The sequence below is a fragment of the Oceanobacillus sp. AG genome, from assembly GCF_009746545.1.
In the GTDB taxonomy this organism is placed as follows: Bacteria; Bacillota; Bacilli; order Bacillales; family Amphibacillaceae; genus Oceanobacillus; species Oceanobacillus indicireducens.
Window position 1 is genome coordinate 53992 of the sequence record NZ_WOWT01000018.1, and the last position, 18159, is coordinate 72150.

An 18159-nucleotide genomic window follows, 5' to 3' on the forward strand; every position below is an offset into this window, starting at 1 on the left:
TTTTATATCATATTGTTAATAGGATAAATAATAAGGAGAAAAATGATGAAAGAAATCGATCGAAAGCTTGCAGGTGAGATTGACCGTTTAACAAATAAAACATTTAAATTTGATGAACGTATTGGGGAAGGCTGGTTTTCTGCAGTATATTTTTTAAAAACGAAAAAGATTGCCGAAGAGAAAATCCCTAATAATCATGTAACGATGCAATTTTTTCAAAAAGATGATGCAGTTCTTTGCGGTACGGATGAAGTGATTGCTTTACTTCATTCGTTCGCGGATAATCCAGAAACATTGGAAATCAAATCATTGAAAGACGGAGACCGAATCAGTCCGTATGAGACGGTTCTTACGATATCAGGCGCTTATCAGCAATTCGGCTATTTAGAAGGAATTATTGATGGAATTCTTGCGAGAAGAACATCTGTCGCAACGAATGTATACAATGTGGTAAAAGCAGCGAGCATAACTGAAAAGCCAAAGCCTGTCATTTTCATGGGGGACAGGGATGACCATTATACGACTCAAGCAGGAGATGGATATGCAGCATTTATTGGCGGTTCCACTGCACAGGCAACCCATGCAATGAACGAATGGTGGGGAAAAGAAGGTATGGGGACAATGCCGCACGCACTCATTCAGATGTTCCGTGGTGATGTCGTGGCAGCGGCTGAAGCGTATCATGAAGTATTCCCTGGTGATGAATTATCTGCACTTGTCGACTATAATAATGATGTCATTACCGATTCATTAAAAGTAGCAAAGCGTTTCGGCGATAAATTGAGCTCTGTCCGCCTCGATACTTCCCGTACGTTAGTGGATAAATATTTCCTGAGAAATCATCATTTACTTGGAACATTCGACCCACGTGGGGTTAATCCAGAGCTATTATTTGCTTTACGGAAAGCGCTTGATGATGAAGGATTCCAGCATGTGAAAATTATGGTATCCGGCGGCTTTACGGAAGAACGTATTAAAGATTTTGAAGAAGCTGGTGTACCGGTTGATATGTATGGTGTAGGAAGAAGCTTATTACGGCTTAATATCGGGTTCACAGGGGATCTCGTCCTATTGAATGGTTCACCGGAAGCGAAGGAAGGACGTAGATTTCGTCCGAATCCACGGCTCGAGGTAGTGGAATATAAAAACGTATAGAAACAAGGTGGGCTGAAAGGATTATTTTCATGTCCTTGATTGTTTGCTATAATAAGCTATTGTGTGATAATCTATCACAAACAGTAAGACAAATCCTTTTTTGTACATGTGGAGGTTCTTTTTATGACAACTTACCATCTTATTGGTATAAAGGGAACTGGAATGAGTGCACTCGCACAAATTCTCTACGACTCCGGTGAGACCGTTCAAGGCTCGGATGTGGGAAAACATTTTTTCACGGAAGAAGCTTTACTTGAAAAAAACATTCCAATTCTCCCGTTTTCTAAAGATAATATTAAAGCGGAATATACAATTATCGCAGGGAACGCATTCCCAGATGACCATGAAGAAATTGAAGAAGCAAAACGTTTAGGCTGTGAATTTTATCGATATCATGATTTTCTCGGCGATTGGCTGAAGAAATTCCGGAGTATTGCAATTACAGGTTCCCATGGTAAAACTTCAACGACCGGTTTACTTGCCCACGTATTAAATGAGGCTTTTCCAATCTCTCATTTGATTGGAGATGGAACAGGAAAAGGCCATGTGGATAGTGAATATTTTGTCTTTGAAGCCTGTGAATATCGCCGGCATTTCCTGAGCTATGAACCAGATTATGCGATTATGACAAATATTGATTTCGATCACCCGGATTATTTTACAAGTGTCGATGATGTCTTTTCTGCCTTCCAAGAGATGGCAGACAGAGTGAAAAAAGGTATTATCGCTTGTGGTGATGATAAGTATTTGCAGCGAATTACCGCCAATGTTCCTGTTCTTTATTATGGACTTGAACCGGGCAATGATTTTCAAGCTAGAAATATTAAAACATCAGAGGAAGGTACTGTTTTTGATGTTTTTATCAGAAGTAATTATTATGATACATTCACGATCCCTATGTACGGAGATCACCATATTTTAAACGCGCTCTCGGTTATTACATTATGCCATTATGAAGGCATCCCAGCTAAAGAGGTAAAGAGCTTGAGTTCGTTCGGTGGAGTGAAACGGCGCTTTACAGAGAAGCGTGTGAACGATCAAATAATTATTGATGATTACGCTCATCACCCAAGAGAGATCAGAGCAACAATTGAATCAGCGCAGAAAAAATATCCGGATAAAGAGATTGTAGCTATCTTCCAACCGCATACATTTACACGGACAAAGACATTTCTGCAGGAATTTGCTGATAGTCTTGAAGGTGCTGACTTTATCTATTTATGTGAAATCTTTGGGTCCGCCCGGGAAGAAGCCGGTCAATTAACAATCGGCGATCTTCAGGCATTAATCGAAGACTGTGAACTTCTAGATATTAATCATACAGAGGTTTTAACAAAGCATAAGGACAGTGTGCTGATCTTTATGGGAGCAGGCGACATACAGAAGTTTATTGAAGCCTATAAGCCTGAAATTCACACACAAGTATTGAATAAATGAACAAAGCTCCGGCGCCCGCTTAGGGTGCTGGAAGTAGATAAAGTCTGCCTAGGGTAACCTTAGAAAGGAAGCCGTTTGGGCAGGCTTTTTTACATATTTCTTCATGAGGGGTTCAAATTATTGAACTTTTGCAGGAAGGACTCACTTTACCCCTGTGTCTCGCCGTATCATTCGAAATTTCATTCATTAAGTTATATACTATTTCTATAAGTTCATGTTTAGTTAGGGATAGTTGGGGTATAAAGTAATCAAGTACCGCTATTCTATCAAACAAAAGCAATTATTTGTTAAAGGAGCTGAAAAAATGGAAGTTATGCTTTATATTGCTATAATCATCGCAGTTATAGCTCTTGTGGTACTGACGTTTTACATTATTCATACCATAAAGGTAACGAAAGAATTTTTGAACGATACGAAGACAACACTGCAGGGACTAGAAACGCAGTTAAAGGGGATAACGAATGAAACAACCGAACTTCTAAATAAAACGAACCGGCTTGCGGATGATGTTGAACTGAAATCCAGCAAATTAGACGGTTTAGTTGATGGGGCCCAAGGAATCGGTGAGACGATGAAGGAGTTTGATCATTCGTTAAAACAACTAACGAATAGTATCTCCCGTGCATCGCAGGAAGAACAAGCGAAGACAAATGAAGCGGTGAAATGGGGAGCATCTATTTTAGAATATGTCCTAAAGAGAAAAGAAAGTAAGTACTAATCAATATTATTCAAATATATGGAGGGAATAACAATGGCAGAAAACAATAATACGAAAGACTTTGCAATTGGTGTCGTACTAGGAGCAGTAATCGGTGCATCTACAGCATTATTATTCGCACCTAAATCGGGGAAAGAAACTCGTAATGATCTAAATAGGGGTGTTCAGCAAGTAAAAAACCGTGCCGGTGAATTTAAAGATATCGCAGTTGAAAAAGGATCAGATTGGAAAGATAAAGCATATACAACCGGTGCAGAATTCAAACAAAAAGCAATGGATACAAGTGCGGAATTAACGAAGAAGTCTAAAGAACTAACGAAAACAGTTGCAAATAAAGCGCAGGATATCACAAATGAAGTCGCTGAGAAGACACAAGATGCCACAAAGCAAGCTGCAGATAAAACAGAAAAAGCAGTTTCTGAGGCGGATAAGAAGTTAAATGAAGCGAAAGACAAAGTGGGACAAGCTGCAAAGAAAACGGATAGGAAAGTTGAACAAGCTGCCAATAAAGCGGATAAAAAGGTAGAAAAAACTGCAAAAGAAGTAAGTAAGAAAATAGAAGAAGGTGCTGATAAAGCTGCTGAATCTGTAAAAACAGGTGATAAAGAACTGAAAAGCAATAAAAACAGCAGTGGAACAACGAGATAAAGTGAAACTCATTCAGTAGGGAATCTTTACCCCCCACTGAATGTTAGTTGAACAGAATCAGGTATTTACGTACTGTTTACCCCATCCTTCACATATTGGGTTTCCATCATGTTTAGAGCAGGGGATATTACAGACCGTTAATACGTGATAAAGAATGAAGAAAGGCTACTGTGCTTATTAGCGGCTGTAGCCTTTTTGCCGTTCAATCATCCCAAACAATTGCTAAGGAATCCCGGTCGTGGATAGGGGTATCAAAGCCGGCTCTTTCATCATTGCAATATAATTTGAAATTCCCGGTCGCATGTGTTAAATCTAGTGCAACATGTCGAAAAACATCTTGAAAAACGAAGAAAGGAGTTTCTCTTTCTTTCATCGTTAGACGGATATACGGATGTAATTCACTATCATTATGTAAAATCTTTTCCATATTCGTAACCATATATGCAGGCTTATAAAGAGAGACAGGTTCTTTGTTAAAGGTCACTTGAATCGAATAGGAATCGGACTTTCCGAGATACTCGAAGATATCCTTTACAATAGGTGTCTTAGCAGAAGTAAACTTTAATTCATCTCCATCATGTAAAACTGTTTCCGTAGTTGCTTCCTTATCGTTTACAAGTATTGTCGTCTTTCCAACAGGAAGATCAATTTTCTTTTGATTGACAATGATTGGAAACTCTAGGTTAACATCTCTACCAAGCTTGTAAAAATCAAGAAAATCTTGTACGCTTTCTAGCCGCGACCAGTGAATGTCGTCTTTATCTTGTACATAATAGCTTGGAGGTTTAGGCTTACCATTTACAGTATATATTGTGCCGAGTGAATAAGACGTATCTTTAAACTTAACTCTTATCTGTTTTGTTTCCCCTATCAATTCTTCTAATGTAATCGCAGCAGCATCCCCATCACGCCCTTTTTCCAGTTTAATAACATCCATTTGCTTTATACGGGTCTCGGTTGTAGCCGGTTCATCGTTTAAATAAATGGTTGGTGATTCGCCGAACCCTCCTGGAATCGTAACTTCTTTCCCATTAACCTTTATCATTGCAGCGATGCCAGGTTTTCCATAATAATTGTGAATTTTAAGGCCTGCCTGTATCAGTGCATCACCAATCGTCTGCTCATTTACCTCAAATAGGCGGATAGTTTCTTCGTTGATTATAATTTCTGTGTATTGGACTGGACGTTCCTTTGCAGTAATGGCAATTCCAATCGGCGTTACAAAGAGAGGACCGCCAGGAAATGCAGCATTCGGCTGTAGTTGCTGGATAGCTTCCACACCGCGGATAGCAACCCGGTTAGGTGGTAAATTCAGATTTACAGCAATTTCATTTGCGATGGTTGGAGTAAGGCTACCGCCACCTACTAACATAACAGCACGAGGGGCTTTTCCATTTAATTTTTTAATTTCTTCTGCTATCACCGTTGCGAGTCGGTTAATTTCATCTTTCATATGATCAACGAACGCATCGTAGGTAATGGTAGAAGTGAAGCCAAGAATATCTTCTATCTCTGTTTCATTTTCCAAAACAACTTTTCTTTTTACCTTTTCCGCTTCTGGAAAGTCGAGTAAATATTGGTCACTGAGTGCTTCGGTAATCTCATCTCCCGCAAGAGGCACCATACCATAGCTGACCACCGTTCCATGCTCGGTTATCGCTATATCGCTTGTGCCGGCACCAATGTCTACTAGAACGACATTTAAGCGGCGCATGGACTCGGGGATAAGAACGTGAAGGGCAGCAATTGGTTCCAACGTCATCGCTTCTACTTCAAGATTTGCCATTTTGACAGCTGTAAGTAAGGACTCAACAACTACTTTCGGCAAGAAAGTCGCAATTACTTCTGCACTTGCTTCATTTCCCGTTTGCTTGATTAATGAGCCAATCCGTTCCTTGTCTAATTTATAATATAGTAAGGAGTAGCCGACGCAATGATAATTCTGATAGCTATCTGCATATTTCTTTGCCCCGAGCTTTTCCTGGGCAGCTTGGAGAGCGGCAAGTTCCAAATGTTTTACGTCTTCTTCATTCTTTATCGGAAATTTAGTTAAATCGATTGTCGCACTTGCTTCAATCGTTTTTAATGACCGGCCAGCAGCCGCGACACATACTTTATGTAAAGGGGAACCATAGCTTATCTCAAGTGATTCTTTTACTTTTTTAATCGTGGCTGCAACTGCGGGGACATCGTGAATTTGGCCGTCCCGCATGGAGCGTGCCTCATGTTCGATCATGCAATAATCAATCAACTGGATGGAATCCTCATCCCTTCTGACAATTACACCTGTAACTGATCTTGTTCCTATATCTAAAGCGAAAATTATATTTTCCATAATGCTCACCTCTAATCATTCTCTCCCTATTAATCTATCACATATTAATGGACTGTAGTACCTTGACTTCTAACAAGAGGAAAGTGGAACGTGATGGAAACCCGATAGTATGCGGTGTTTTATTATTTTATTAAATTAATAGTGACAAATAACAGATTTTTAGCTATAATTGTGTCTAATTATTAAAAACTGTGCAGGGGGCTTACGAATGAGTAATCAAATGGAACAGCTGAGAGAGCAACTAGATGAAGTGAACTTAGAGATTTTGGACTTAATTAACCGTCGGGCTGAATTAGTTCAGGAAATCGGTAAGGTGAAATCGAAACAGAGTATGTATAAATTTGATCCGGTCCGTGAAAGAGAAATGCTTGATAATATTAAAAAGCATAATACCGGCCCGTTTGAAGATGCAACAATCGACCATATTTTTAAAGAGATCTTCAAAGCTGGTTTAGAGCTGCAAAAAGATGATCATCAAAAAGCTCTACTCGTATCGAGGAAGAAACAACCGGAAAATACGGTCATTGAAATTAATGGAACGAAGATAGGAAACGGCTCCGCAAATTATGTATTTGGACCATGTGCAGTTGAAAGTTATGAACAAGTAGCTCAGGTTGCTAAAGCGGTTAAAGCAAAGGGCTTGAAATTACTCCGTGGGGGCGCATTTAAACCACGCACATCCCCGTATGACTTCCAAGGACTTGGAGTTGAAGGATTACAAATATTAAAACGTGTCGCTGACGAATATGATTTAGCGGTGATTAGTGAAATTGTTAATCCGGCTCATATTGAGGAAGCGGTAGAATATATCGATGTCATTCAAATTGGTGCAAGAAACATGCAGAACTTTGAATTATTAAAAGCTGCAGGGGAAGTAGACAAGCCGGTTCTCTTAAAGCGTGGTCTATCTGCAACAATTCAAGAATTCATTAATGCTGCGGAATACATTATCTCCCGTGGAAATGCGAATATTATCCTTTGTGAACGTGGGATTAGAACGTATGAAACAGCTACGCGAAACACGCTTGATATTTCAGCAGTACCCGTATTGAAAAAAGAAACACACCTGCCAATTCTAGTGGACGTTACACATTCAACAGGCAGAAGAGATCTATTATTACCGACAGCGAAAGCAGCACTGGCAATCGGAGCAGATGGAGTCATGGCTGAAGTCCACCCAGACCCAGCAGTAGCACTATCGGACTCTGCACAACAAATGGACATCCCAACCTTTGATAAGTTCTTTGAGGAAATCACAGATCTGGAAAACCGTTTGAAATAAAGGAACATAGTGGACGTGGCTAGAGTTAGAAACGATAGCTATCCAGAATATCTTTATCATTTGATTTCTTATGTAATGAATAGATTAGGACATAACTATTTTTCCTTCTGGTAAAATAGTTATGTCCATATTTTTTTGGGTAGAATAGGTTATATACAAGTTTTCATGAAAATTTTCATGTTATTTTTGAAAAAATTTTCATGGTAGAGTATGATAGAAAAAAGAGAACGAATATACTGGAGGTATATGTGATGACTGTAACTATTTATGATGTCGCAAGAGAAGCGAACGTATCCATGGCGACTGTCTCTCGTGTTGTTAACGGGAACCCGAATGTTAAACCTACTACAAGGAAAAAAGTGCTTGCTACTATAGAACGCTTAGGCTATAGACCAAATGCGGTAGCCCGTGGGCTGGCAAGTAAGAAGACGACGACTGTAGGGGCAATAATTCCGGATATATCGAATATTTTCTTTTCAGAACTTGCAAGAGGAATTGAAGATATTGCTACGATGTACAAATATAATATTATTTTAAGTAACTCAGATTCCAAAAAAGAAAATGAGTTGCAGTTAATTAATACGATGCTTGAAAAACAAGTGGACGGAATTTTATTTATGGGCGGTAACATTACCGACGAACATATTCAGCAATTTAAAACATCTTCCGTGCCGGTTGTGCTTGCTGCGACTTATGATTCGTCCAATGAAATCCCATCTGTCAACATTGATTATGAGTTGGCAGCTTATGAAGCGACAAAAGAATTGGTCAATAACAATGAAAATAAACAGCCTGCTTTTGTAGGCAGCTTACGCGAGACCGTTGTTAATAACCTAAAGTACGAAGGTTACGTCCGTGCAGTGAAAGAGTCGAATATCGAATTCAATGAGGAGCTTGTATTTACAATCGATTCTTCTTATGATGAAGGACTCGCAGTAGCAGAGAAATTGATTGAACTGGACAGTAAGCCATCTTCTGTATTTGTAACATCCGATGAAGCGGCAATCGGTGTTATTCATGGATTCCAGGATCGTGGACACAATGTGCCGGAAGACATTCAAGTATTCGGTTTCGACAATACGAAGCTTGCTAAAATGGTCCGCCCGACGTTATCAACGGTCGTTCAGCCTATGTATGATATCGGAGCTGTTGCAATGCGATTATTGACGAAGTATATGAACAAAGAAGAAGTGACGGATAAAAATGTCGTTCTTCCACACCGTCTTGAAAAAAGAGATTCAACTTTATCTAATTAATGCCGATATAAATATAGAGGAACTACTCACGTATTTAATTGATGTTTGGAGAGATTTGGATGACAAAAAAAGACATACTTACTCCGATCGGCATTACAGTTGGGTTTATGATGATTATCTTCGCCATCAGCACGAGTGGAGGAGTGGGGGAAGTAGTAATTTTCCTTGACGTTCCCTCTATCTTTATCGTGCTTGGTGGTGTCATTGGATCTTTATTAATTAACTTTAAGTTGGAACAGATTAAATTGACTGGCACGGTACTTAAGGAGTCTTTCGTCAAGACAGAAGACCGCTTGCCGGAGATGATTGAACTGTTCATTCGTTTATCTGAACGTGCTAGAAGAGAAGGAATCTTGGCACTGGAGAATGAATTGGACGAAGTAGAGGATCCTTTTATCAAAAAGGGTATTATGCTTGCAGTCGATGGAATTGAACCAGAAGTGATCACCGACATAATGGATGCGGAAATCACAGCAATGGAGGAACGGCATTATAAAGGCCGTACAATCATTGAAAAGGCGGGTGAGTATGCTCCGGCTTGGGGGATGATTGGAACGCTAGTAGGGCTCGTATTGATGCTAAATCAGCTATCCGACCCGGCTACATTAGGTCCGGCAATGGCAATAGCTCTTATTACGACTTTATACGGTACCGTTCTTGCCAATTTGGTATTCATCCCGATGGCAAGTAAATTGGAAGCAAAGACGGAAGAAGAAGTTTTCTTGAAACAAATTATCATCGAAGGTATTATCGGTGTCCAGTCTGGACAAAATCCTCGAATATTGGAAGAGAAGCTAAGTGCATTCATTTCCCATACAGATAAACGGAAATATGAAGAAATGAAAGAAAAAGAAGAAGAAGCAGCGCGTTCCGGATTTGTGGAGGATCGGGTAAATGAAGCGTAAACGTAAACAAAGAAAACCGGAAAAAGGTGCAGCAAAATGGCTTGTCACTTATTCGGATATGGTAACGTTGATCCTTGTTTTTTTCATTTTGTTATTTTCGATGTCTCGAATCGATCAGATTAAATTTGAAGCTGTCGCAGAATCATTTCAGAATCGTGAAGTACTTGATTTTCTTCCTTCTATTGTACCGAACAGTTACCCGCAGGACGGGAATAATGTAGAAGAGAGCGGAAAAGATGAAGCAGATGATCCGATTGATGTTAATGTCAGTCGGGATGCCTACATAAGCAAGCAACAAGAAGAAGAATCTTTAAATCAGCTTGTGGAAAGTGTTGAAGCATATTTGGATGAGCATGAGTTAAATGATGAGATTACGGCTACAATTACTGAACGTGGTGTCCTGCTTGTGCTTCAAGATAGCATCTTTTTCGATATGGGAGAAGCGATTATTTTAGATGAAGGAAAGCCATTCCTTAAGGAAATCGGCAGCTTATTTTCACAAATGCCGAATGATATCAAGGTGGAGGGTCATACAGACTCAAGGCCAATCAACACCTATCGTTATCCTTCCAACTGGGAATTATCCGGCGCAAGAGCAAGTAGTGTAGTCAGATACTTGATTGACGAATTTGGCTTGGAAGAGTCGCGTTTTTCAATTGCGGGCTATGGTGACACAAGACAAGTTGTCCCGAATGATTCAGAAGAGAATATGAGTTTGAACCGACGTGTGGAAATTACAATATTAAATACGGATTATGAAGCTGACTAATACTTCTTTATAAGCAAAAAGCAGAAAGAAAAAATCTCTCTGCTTTTTTTATGTATCATCAAAATGTTTTAGTCTGCATTGCTTCTTGGACAATTTCTTTTTCCGAGAAGTGAATTTCTCTATCTCCAATAATTTGTGTTGTTTCATGACCTTTACCGGCAAGCAAGATGCAATCATCCGAATGACTCATTTCTATTGCACAGCGAATTGCTTCAGCTCGGTCTTCTATCGCGATGTAACTGCCTTTATTTCTTTCAAGTGCATCAGTTGTCTCTTTCATAATCGTTTTGATGTCATGCTTTTTCGGATTATCTAATGTGACAATGGAGAAATCGGCATATTCTGCAGCGACACGTCCCATGCCATATCGTTTATCTCTCCCGTTTTCACTCATGTCAGCATAAACTCCGAAGACAAGGATAAGTCTTCCACTTACAAATGGCCGAAGTACCGTGAGAGCTTTTTGCAACGCATCTTCTGTATGGGCAAAATCTACAACAACACGGAAATCCCCTTGCTTATAAACCGTCTCGAGTCTGCCTGAAATATTTTTTACCGTGTTAAGGCCGTTTTGAATTGCTTCCATATTTATTCCATTGCAATAAGCGGCTGCAATAGCGGCTAAGCTATTCGAAACATATATTTCACCTGGCAGATGAATCGTAATTTGCGCTGATTCATTTGGCGTATGGACTGTAAATGTTGTTTGATCGAAGGAATAATTGATATCTGTCGCATAAAAGTCAGCTTTTTCATGGATGCCATAGGAGAGTGTCTTCACTTCCGGATTGTTTAATTGTTGGACTAGTTTTTGTCCATAAAAATCATCGACATTGACGATATTAAATTTATTCGTCATTGTAAATAATTCGGCTTTCGCTTCAAAATAGTCATCCATTGTTTTATGTAATTCCAGATGATCCGGGCTTAAGTTTGTAAAAATCCCCGTACTAAATGATGTGTATGCAGAACGTTTCAACTGCAGGGAGTGGGAAGAAACTTCCATTAGGCAATAATCATGTTCCGAATCTTTCATATCGCTTAAGAAGCGCTGGAGATCGATAGCCTCCGGTGTTGTGTTATTCGTGGGAATAATTTTTTCATTCATCAGCGTGCCTAACGTTCCAATTATTCCGGTTTTCTTATCAGCTTGATCTAGGATCGCTTTTAGAAAATGGGTGATAGAAGTTTTCCCGTTTGTTCCGGTAATTCCGATTACATTTAAAGAATCAGCTGGTTTATTATAAAAGTTAACTGCTGCTTTAGCCATGCCATTTCTTGTATCTGCAACCTTGATTACGGTGATATCGTCAGAAATAGGGATCTCTCTTTCTACTAGAATTGCTCGCGCTCCATTACCTACCGCTTCTTGTGCTTTGTCATGACCATCCAAAGTAAATCCTTTTATACATACAAAAAGGCTATCAACCTTTTTTTCTCGGGAATCATATGTAAGAGCTGAAATTTCTTGGTTTATATCTCCCTGGATTACTTCATAATCCATGTTTTCCAAAATGTCTTTTAGTAACAATCAGTTCATCTCCTTAATTAGAAAGACATGGTAAATCACTTGTTATATAGTGAAACTCATTCAACTTCCAGTTTTAAAGCTTTACTTTTTTATTATATCCCTTCTAAAAAAGAAAGTCTATTGTAGGATGGATGAATTCATGGATTGAAAAAAGCTCCTAACTATCCAGTAATTGCAAAGGATGAGTAGGAGCAGATCTTAAGTTTAGCTTTGTGAGTTTTGCTTATGAAGGGTGGCGTATTTCAGCATAGCTTCAAGCAGTTTTAAATTTTTCTCTTCGATTTCCCGCTTCCTTGGAATTTCCGGGAAAGCCTCTTTACTGTCATGCCACGTAATTGGCAGTGGAACGGGGGACTCTTTTTGCCATTTATTTAACCAGCTAGAAGGCAGATCACCTTCCATTACCTTGTTTTGTTTCATCACACTCCAAATCTGGGCCCATGCTCGCGGAACAACCCGCCAAATATCATAGCCTCCTCCACCAGTAGCAATCCATCTACCATCACAATATTCATGGGCAAGCTCATGGGCGAGTAGTGGAATTCTTTCATAAATTGCCATTGATGCACATAAATGGGTGAGTGGGTCAAATGTGTGGGCATCTGCACCGTTTTGTGTAAGGATAACATCAGGTTTAAAGTAATCGACAATTTCTTTGAAAGCCGTTTCATAAAGCTCCAGAAAAGATTCATCTTGAGTGTATGCGTCAATTGGCAAATTAAATGAATATCCATGTCCTTCTTTAATACCGCGTTCGCGAACGTCGCCGGTTCCTGGAAATAAATAGCGTCCTGTCTCATGAATCGATAAGGTACAAACATTAGGATCATCATAAAAAGCCCACTGGACGCCGTCACCATGATGTGCGTCTGTATCTACATACAACACTTTCAAATTGTATTTCTCTCGTATATATTTAATCGCAATCGCGCCATCATTGTATATGCAGAATCCAGATGCTTGCCGTTCAAATCCATGGTGCAGACCACCACCAAGATTTAAGGCATGGTTAGCTGTACCAGACAATACAGCATCCACTGCTGTGAGTGTTCCACCGACAAGGTAACTGGATGCTTCATGCATATTAGGAAACATTGGGGTATCCTCTGTACCAAGTCCGAAAACCGCTCCTTGTTCTGGTGTCAGTCTATCTTTACCAGCTTTTTTTACCGCATCGATGTATTCATGATTATGAAAAAGTGCCAGTTCTTCCTCTGTTGCTTTCCTCGGAGGGATAATATCATCGTCTTGTAATAAATCAACCGCTTCCAATAATTCCTTTGTAAGCAAAACCCGTTTTTGATTAAATGGATGCTCTGGATTAAAATGATAGGTTAAAAAGTCATCGGAGAATACAAATTTAACTTGTTCACTCATATTTTTGGCTCCATAATATTATTCGGCCAAAGCAGTTTAAAACCAGCTTCCCTAATTCCTCGAATAATTGGCATCGGATTCATGGTCTGGACACGGAAAACGAGCACTTTATACTCGGGATCATCTCCATATGGATAAATAAGAATGGATACGATATTCACATTATGATCTCCGATGATTTGAGCTACTTCGGGAAGGACGCCTGGCCGGTGCGGCACTTTGACTTCAATCTGAGAACTTTGTACATGGGTTCCAGTTAGCTGAATAAAGGTATGCAGCATATGCTTTTCGGTTACCATACCAACGAGTTGTTCATTCTTGACGACGGGGACACAGGCGAATTCTTTTTCATAAAAAATTCGGGCTATTTCTTCAACAAAATCTAATGGATGAACGGTGATGACCGGCTGTGTCATAATTGTTTGGATTTCATTTTGTAATTCTTTCCGATCAGCATCCTTAAGAAAACTTGATGGCATGGCGTCACGGACATCCCGGTCAGAGACGATTCCGATTACTCGGGTATCTTCTTCAACAATTGGTATGTGCCTAATTTTATTTTCTTTTAATAAACGGAGTGCTTCCTCAATTGTTGCAGTAGGCGGGAGCGTAATAACATCGGTGTTCATGATGCTTTCTACTAACATGATTCATCCCTCACTTTTTTTTCGTTGGTTGTATCTTGAAAGAAAACGTAAATTATCAAATTCTTCTACAGCAGCATCCGAGACATTTTTCCCGATGCGGACCATTAATGTGTTGACCGGATGGGAAATGATTTCCGGATCATCGGTGGGAGCCGGGCTAAGCCCGCCTGCAGCCATCATTTTCTCCATGACTTTCCGGTAGTCCCAGATGCTTAATTGGGTACCTTCCAGATCCCAGTGCCAATAATATTCTGTCGAGATTATGATATAATTTTCCATATAATCATCCATCATCGATACTTTTAATAAGTTAGATGCTACTCGTTCTCCGCGATATTCTGGGATAATTTCAATGGCACCTAAAACGATTAATTCTTTCATATTAAAAGTGGACCAGCGTTCAAGAGGGTCGGGGTAGAGATAGGTTACATAACCGATAATCATTTCTTCGGTTCGGGCGACGATAATTCTTGCCTCTTCAAAGGTTGCGATTTCAAGAAGGGCTTCAAATTGTTTCTTTGCGGGCCGGAATGCAGTCAGTTTGTCGTGAAAGTTGTACTTTTGTAGTTCGTCTACTGAGAGGGGACCCTCGATTGTAAGTGGTCCGCTTGATGTTTCGTAAGTTATTGAATGAAAGGTTTTTATATGCTCCACTGCTTCACCACCTATTAATAAATGCGCTTACATTTAGTATACAATACTTTCTGTATATTTTTTAGTACTTTATATGTAGGCTTATAGAAAAGAAAAAATCAGGAGCAGCTTAGCTCCTGATTTAAAATTGGACGTTGGTGTATTCCGTTGTGCGCTATTCGTCTTTATTTTCTTTGTCGTCTTTTTTCTTCTCTTTCTCTTTTTCTTTTTCTTTATCATCTTGCTGTTTGTCTTCATTATCCTCATCTATGTCTTTCTTTTTATCATCTTTTTCGTCGGCTTCTTTAGATTCTTTTTCAGAGGTTTCTTCTTTGCCTTTATCCTCTTTCTTATTATCTTTATCTTGATCCTTCTCTTTCACTTTCTTTTTCTCGGCTTTACCAATGGTTACCGCTGTAGAAGGTTTGGATTCGAGACCGAAGTAGTCGACGGCCCGGATATGATAGATTCCATCTCCGCTTCCTGATTTAAAGCTTGTAGATGTCGTGCTGCCGACTCTTGAAAAGCTGTCGCTTCCTTTTGTTGCCCGGTAGATACGATAGCCGACAATATCATTGCTCGATGAAGCGTTCCATGTAATCTGGTTACCGGAAGTGTTGACCGATGTCGGCGGCTCTGGTGCTTTTCCGTCATCACTAATACTATACGTTGTTGTATTTGTATTAGGAAATCCTATTTTTTCCCATTTACTTCGGTCCTCATTCAGTGGAATGAGTTGTGTAATATCCGGAAGTTTATCGTAGCCTTTTTCTTTTAAAAATTCCGGATTAAACATGAGCCCGCCGCCTTTTGTAAATTCTCCAGGAGTGTCAGGGCCTGGTGAAACAGCTTTCCCATTCACAATAATTTGATCACCGGTTATTAAACTATTATCCACTTCGGTCGGAACAAACTTCGCATTGAATAAGTCGGTCTTGACGAGTCCCGCTTTTTCACATAGTTCACTTGGAAGCTTTCCTGAAATTGCACAGTAGCTTCTTTGGACAATGCCATCCGGTTGTTGGAAAGCACGGTCAGGAGCAACAAGTTCTGGGTTGATGTCACTTGCAGCATTGATAAATTTAGTCCAGAAAGCAAGGTTTCTCTTACTGTGGTTTAAATGTTCCAGGCCATCTGGTATTTTGTAGCCCATCCAGGTTGCAAAGGTGATATTCGGATTACTTGCAACAAAATGGACGTTCTCCGTATTTTGGGAGGTTCCCGTTTTCCCAGCCCAATCTACATTACTGTATTTCAGCATGGAACGTAGGCCAGTTGCTGTTCCGTCTGAAATAACATCCCGCATCATATCAATTAATAAGTAACTCGTTTGCGGGGAGAATACTTCTTTCGTTTTCACTTCATGCTCATAGACTGTATCGCCGTCTTTTGTCGTTATTTTTTCAATCATATACGCGTCGGCAAATTGTCCGCCATTGGCAATGGTGGAGAAAGCGTTCGTGTTCTCTTCAATCGTGATCCCGTGCTCCAATCCGCCAAGTGGGAGAGAGGCGTTGGCATATTCCTCATCCTCTATGGTACTGATTCCCATTGGCCGCAAATATTTATCGACTGGATTGATGTCGATCATTGGTAGATAAGTTCTTACGGCTGGTATGTTATATGACTTAGCCAAGTTCGTCCGAGCCGGTAACAAGCCGTGATGCCTTAAGTCAATATTCTTGATTTCTTTTGTTCCACCGCCATCCGGAACTGCCAAGTACGCATCGGCAATAGGTGTTCCCGGCTGGATAAGTCCTTCTTCCATCGCTGGTCCGTATACAAGAATCGGTTTCATCGCACTTCCATTTGAGCGCACTGCTTGTGTTGCATAATTATAATGATTCTCAATACTTGGGTTCCGGTTCCCAAATAAACTAATAATCCGCCCAGTAGAGTTTTCAATCATGATAGCTGCACCTTGTACAGCCTGTTCAATCATCTCACCGGATCCTTTTGGATATTCGGTGAACTTGTTATTGCCGTATTGATCAAAGTTTTTTCCGATTTCCTGGAACACATCGTACAATTCTTTATCGATCGTCGAGTGGATTTCATACCCATTCGTTTGCAAAGCACGAGCCGCACGTGATTTATATTCATCTTTAAGTTTCGGGTTTTCTTGTAAATCTTCTTTTGTAATCCCGTCTTCTTCTAAAAATACGTTGTACAAAATATCTTTTGCATCGGTTTGAATTTGTGCTGCCAAGACCGGGTACTCTTCAAATGGTGACTTTTGATCTTCTTTAAAATCTGCAACAAGATCGTAGTTGATTGCTTCATCATATTCTTCTTGTGTAATGTACTCCATATCAAGCATTCTGTTTAAAACGGTCTTCATTCGGTTCAGCCCGTACTGAATATCTTCCTCATCCTTTAAGCCACCACCGCTGACGAACGGAGTGTAAGCCGATGGACTTTGCGGTAAACCAGCAAGATAGGCTGCTTGGGCTAGATTCACATCTTTCGCATCAAGACCAAAGATTCCCTGAGCCGCTGTCTGGACACCAGCAATATTTCTTCCTGATGAGTCACGGCCATATGGGACGATATTTAAGTAGGCTTCGAGAATTTCATCTTTTTCAAAGAATCGTTCCAATCTTAATGCTAACAGAATTTCTTTCGCTTTTCTTTCAAAGGACACTTCATTCGTTAAAATTTGGTTCTTAATTAATTGCTGTGTTAGCGTACTACCACCAGTTTGGGTGGATGCATTTGTCAATTCCTGTAAAACAGCCCGTACAATAGCTTTTGGAACAACACCTTGATGTTCATTAAAATATTCATCTTCCGTGGCGATTACTGCACTAATAAGCTCGGGGGCGATATTATCCAGTGTCGTTTCATCCCTATAAAGATCGGCATTGATATCACCTAAATAGACGTTATTGGCAAAATACATACTCGATGTTTCGGCATAATCGTAAATCTCCTGCGCCATTGTTTCATAATCAAGGATTTTTTCATCTTTTACGAGGGAAGCAAAGTAACCTGCACCAATTCCTCCAATGAAAAACATGCCGATAAAGCTAATAATTAGAAAGAATAAAATGACATTCCACATCACACCATATGTAATTCGGCTTGTCTTTTGGATTTTTCCTGCTTTCCAGGATTCTTTTAATTTATTGAAAAATTGTTGGATGCTTTTTTTAAAATCCATTTGAAACCCTCCTAAAACTCGTTTATAATTATACCATATAACGATTTTTTCATGAACGCTTTTTCAGAAAAGGTTGCTAAGGAACTATTTTTGTGTTAATAATATAATTTAAATAAACTTATTATGCTAAGAAGGAACCAGTAGTCTAGTAAATCCCTATTAAAGAGAGTTGGCGGTCGGTGCAAGCCAATATATATTTACAGGCGAATTACAATCTGGAGCATTTCTTTTGGTGAGCAGCCTTAAGAACGGTGGAGACATCGTTAACAATCCCAAGTGGCATAGTTGTGCAACAAGGGTGGT

General features: G+C 39.7%; 14 protein-coding genes and 1 other annotated feature (1 of these 15 only partly in view). Of the genes, 8 read left to right on the plus strand and 6 right to left on the minus strand.

The window, feature by feature from the left end:
• Positions 1-45 precede the first annotated feature (45 nt).
• From GN217_RS11005 to GN217_RS11020, 4 genes are all read left to right on the plus strand, one after another.
• Positions 46-1155, plus strand: coding sequence for a nicotinate phosphoribosyltransferase (locus tag GN217_RS11005; RefSeq protein WP_156856761.1), 1110 nt, complete (start codon positions 46-48; stop codon positions 1153-1155).
• A gap of 123 nt (positions 1156-1278) precedes the next feature.
• Complete coding sequence (murC, locus tag GN217_RS11010) at positions 1279-2592, plus strand: UDP-N-acetylmuramate--L-alanine ligase (protein ID WP_156856732.1); 1314 nt, start codon at positions 1279-1281, stop codon at positions 2590-2592.
• 304 nt (positions 2593-2896) lie between these two features.
• A complete protein-coding gene (locus tag GN217_RS11015; RefSeq protein ID WP_156856733.1) occupies positions 2897-3310 on the plus strand; it encodes a DUF948 domain-containing protein in 414 nt (137 codons plus the stop codon).
• Positions 3311-3343: 33 nt separating this feature from the next.
• The gene (locus GN217_RS11020) at positions 3344-3958 is read left to right on the plus strand and encodes a YtxH domain-containing protein (protein WP_156856734.1); all 615 of its coding nucleotides are present in this window, start codon (positions 3344-3346) and stop codon (positions 3956-3958) included.
• A 202-nt stretch (positions 3959-4160) separates the two neighbouring features.
• On the opposite strand, the gene GN217_RS11025 is transcribed toward GN217_RS11020, so the two are convergent.
• Positions 4161-6293 carry a cell division protein FtsA gene (locus GN217_RS11025; RefSeq protein ID WP_156856735.1) on the minus strand — a complete coding sequence of 711 codons (2133 nt, stop codon included), beginning with the start codon at positions 6291-6293 and terminating at the stop codon, positions 4161-4163.
• 208 nt (positions 6294-6501) lie between these two features.
• Here GN217_RS11025 and GN217_RS11030 point away from each other — a divergent pair, with 208 nt between their 5' ends.
• The 4 genes from GN217_RS11030 to motS all read left to right on the plus strand — a co-directional run bounded on the left by GN217_RS11030 (position 6502) and on the right by motS (position 10505).
• Positions 6502-7575, plus strand: a complete 1074-nt coding sequence (locus tag GN217_RS11030) for a bifunctional 3-deoxy-7-phosphoheptulonate synthase/chorismate mutase (protein WP_156856736.1) — start codon at positions 6502-6504, stop codon at positions 7573-7575.
• Positions 7576-7826: 251 nt separating this feature from the next.
• Positions 7827-8831 (plus strand): catabolite control protein A, encoded by a 1005-nt coding sequence (gene ccpA, locus GN217_RS11035; RefSeq protein ID WP_156856737.1) that lies wholly within the window; start codon positions 7827-7829, stop codon positions 8829-8831.
• A gap of 59 nt (positions 8832-8890) precedes the next feature.
• Complete coding sequence (gene motP, locus GN217_RS11040) at positions 8891-9736, plus strand: flagellar motor protein MotP (protein WP_156856738.1); 846 nt, start codon at positions 8891-8893, stop codon at positions 9734-9736.
• A complete protein-coding gene (gene motS / locus GN217_RS11045) occupies positions 9726-10505 on the plus strand; it encodes a flagellar motor protein MotS (RefSeq protein ID WP_156856739.1) in 780 nt (259 codons plus the stop codon). The genes motP and motS overlap by 11 nt, the downstream gene beginning before the upstream one ends.
• 58 nt (positions 10506-10563) lie before the next feature.
• Here the strand turns inward: motS and GN217_RS11050 are convergent, their stop codons facing one another.
• From GN217_RS11050 to GN217_RS11070, 5 genes are all read right to left on the minus strand, one after another.
• On the minus strand, positions 10564-12036 hold the full coding sequence (locus GN217_RS11050; RefSeq protein WP_156856740.1) for a UDP-N-acetylmuramoyl-L-alanyl-D-glutamate--2,6-diaminopimelate ligase: 1473 nt from the start codon (positions 12034-12036) through the stop codon (positions 10564-10566).
• A gap of 204 nt (positions 12037-12240) precedes the next feature.
• Positions 12241-13413, minus strand: a complete 1173-nt coding sequence (locus GN217_RS11055) for an acetoin utilization protein AcuC (RefSeq protein WP_156856741.1) — start codon at positions 13411-13413, stop codon at positions 12241-12243.
• Positions 13410-14060 (minus strand): acetoin utilization AcuB family protein, encoded by a 651-nt coding sequence (locus GN217_RS11060; RefSeq protein WP_156856742.1) that lies wholly within the window; start codon positions 14058-14060, stop codon positions 13410-13412. The genes GN217_RS11055 and GN217_RS11060 overlap by 4 nt, the downstream gene beginning before the upstream one ends.
• Before the next feature lie 3 nt (positions 14061-14063).
• Positions 14064-14714, minus strand: coding sequence for a GNAT family N-acetyltransferase (locus GN217_RS11065; RefSeq protein ID WP_156856743.1), 651 nt, complete (start codon positions 14712-14714; stop codon positions 14064-14066).
• A 154-nt stretch (positions 14715-14868) separates the two neighbouring features.
• Positions 14869-17856, minus strand: coding sequence for a transglycosylase domain-containing protein (locus GN217_RS11070; protein WP_156856744.1), 2988 nt, complete (start codon positions 17854-17856; stop codon positions 14869-14871).
• A gap of 119 nt (positions 17857-17975) precedes the next feature.
• Positions 17976-18159 (plus strand) — a binding site (T-box leader) (it continues 26 nt past the right edge of the window).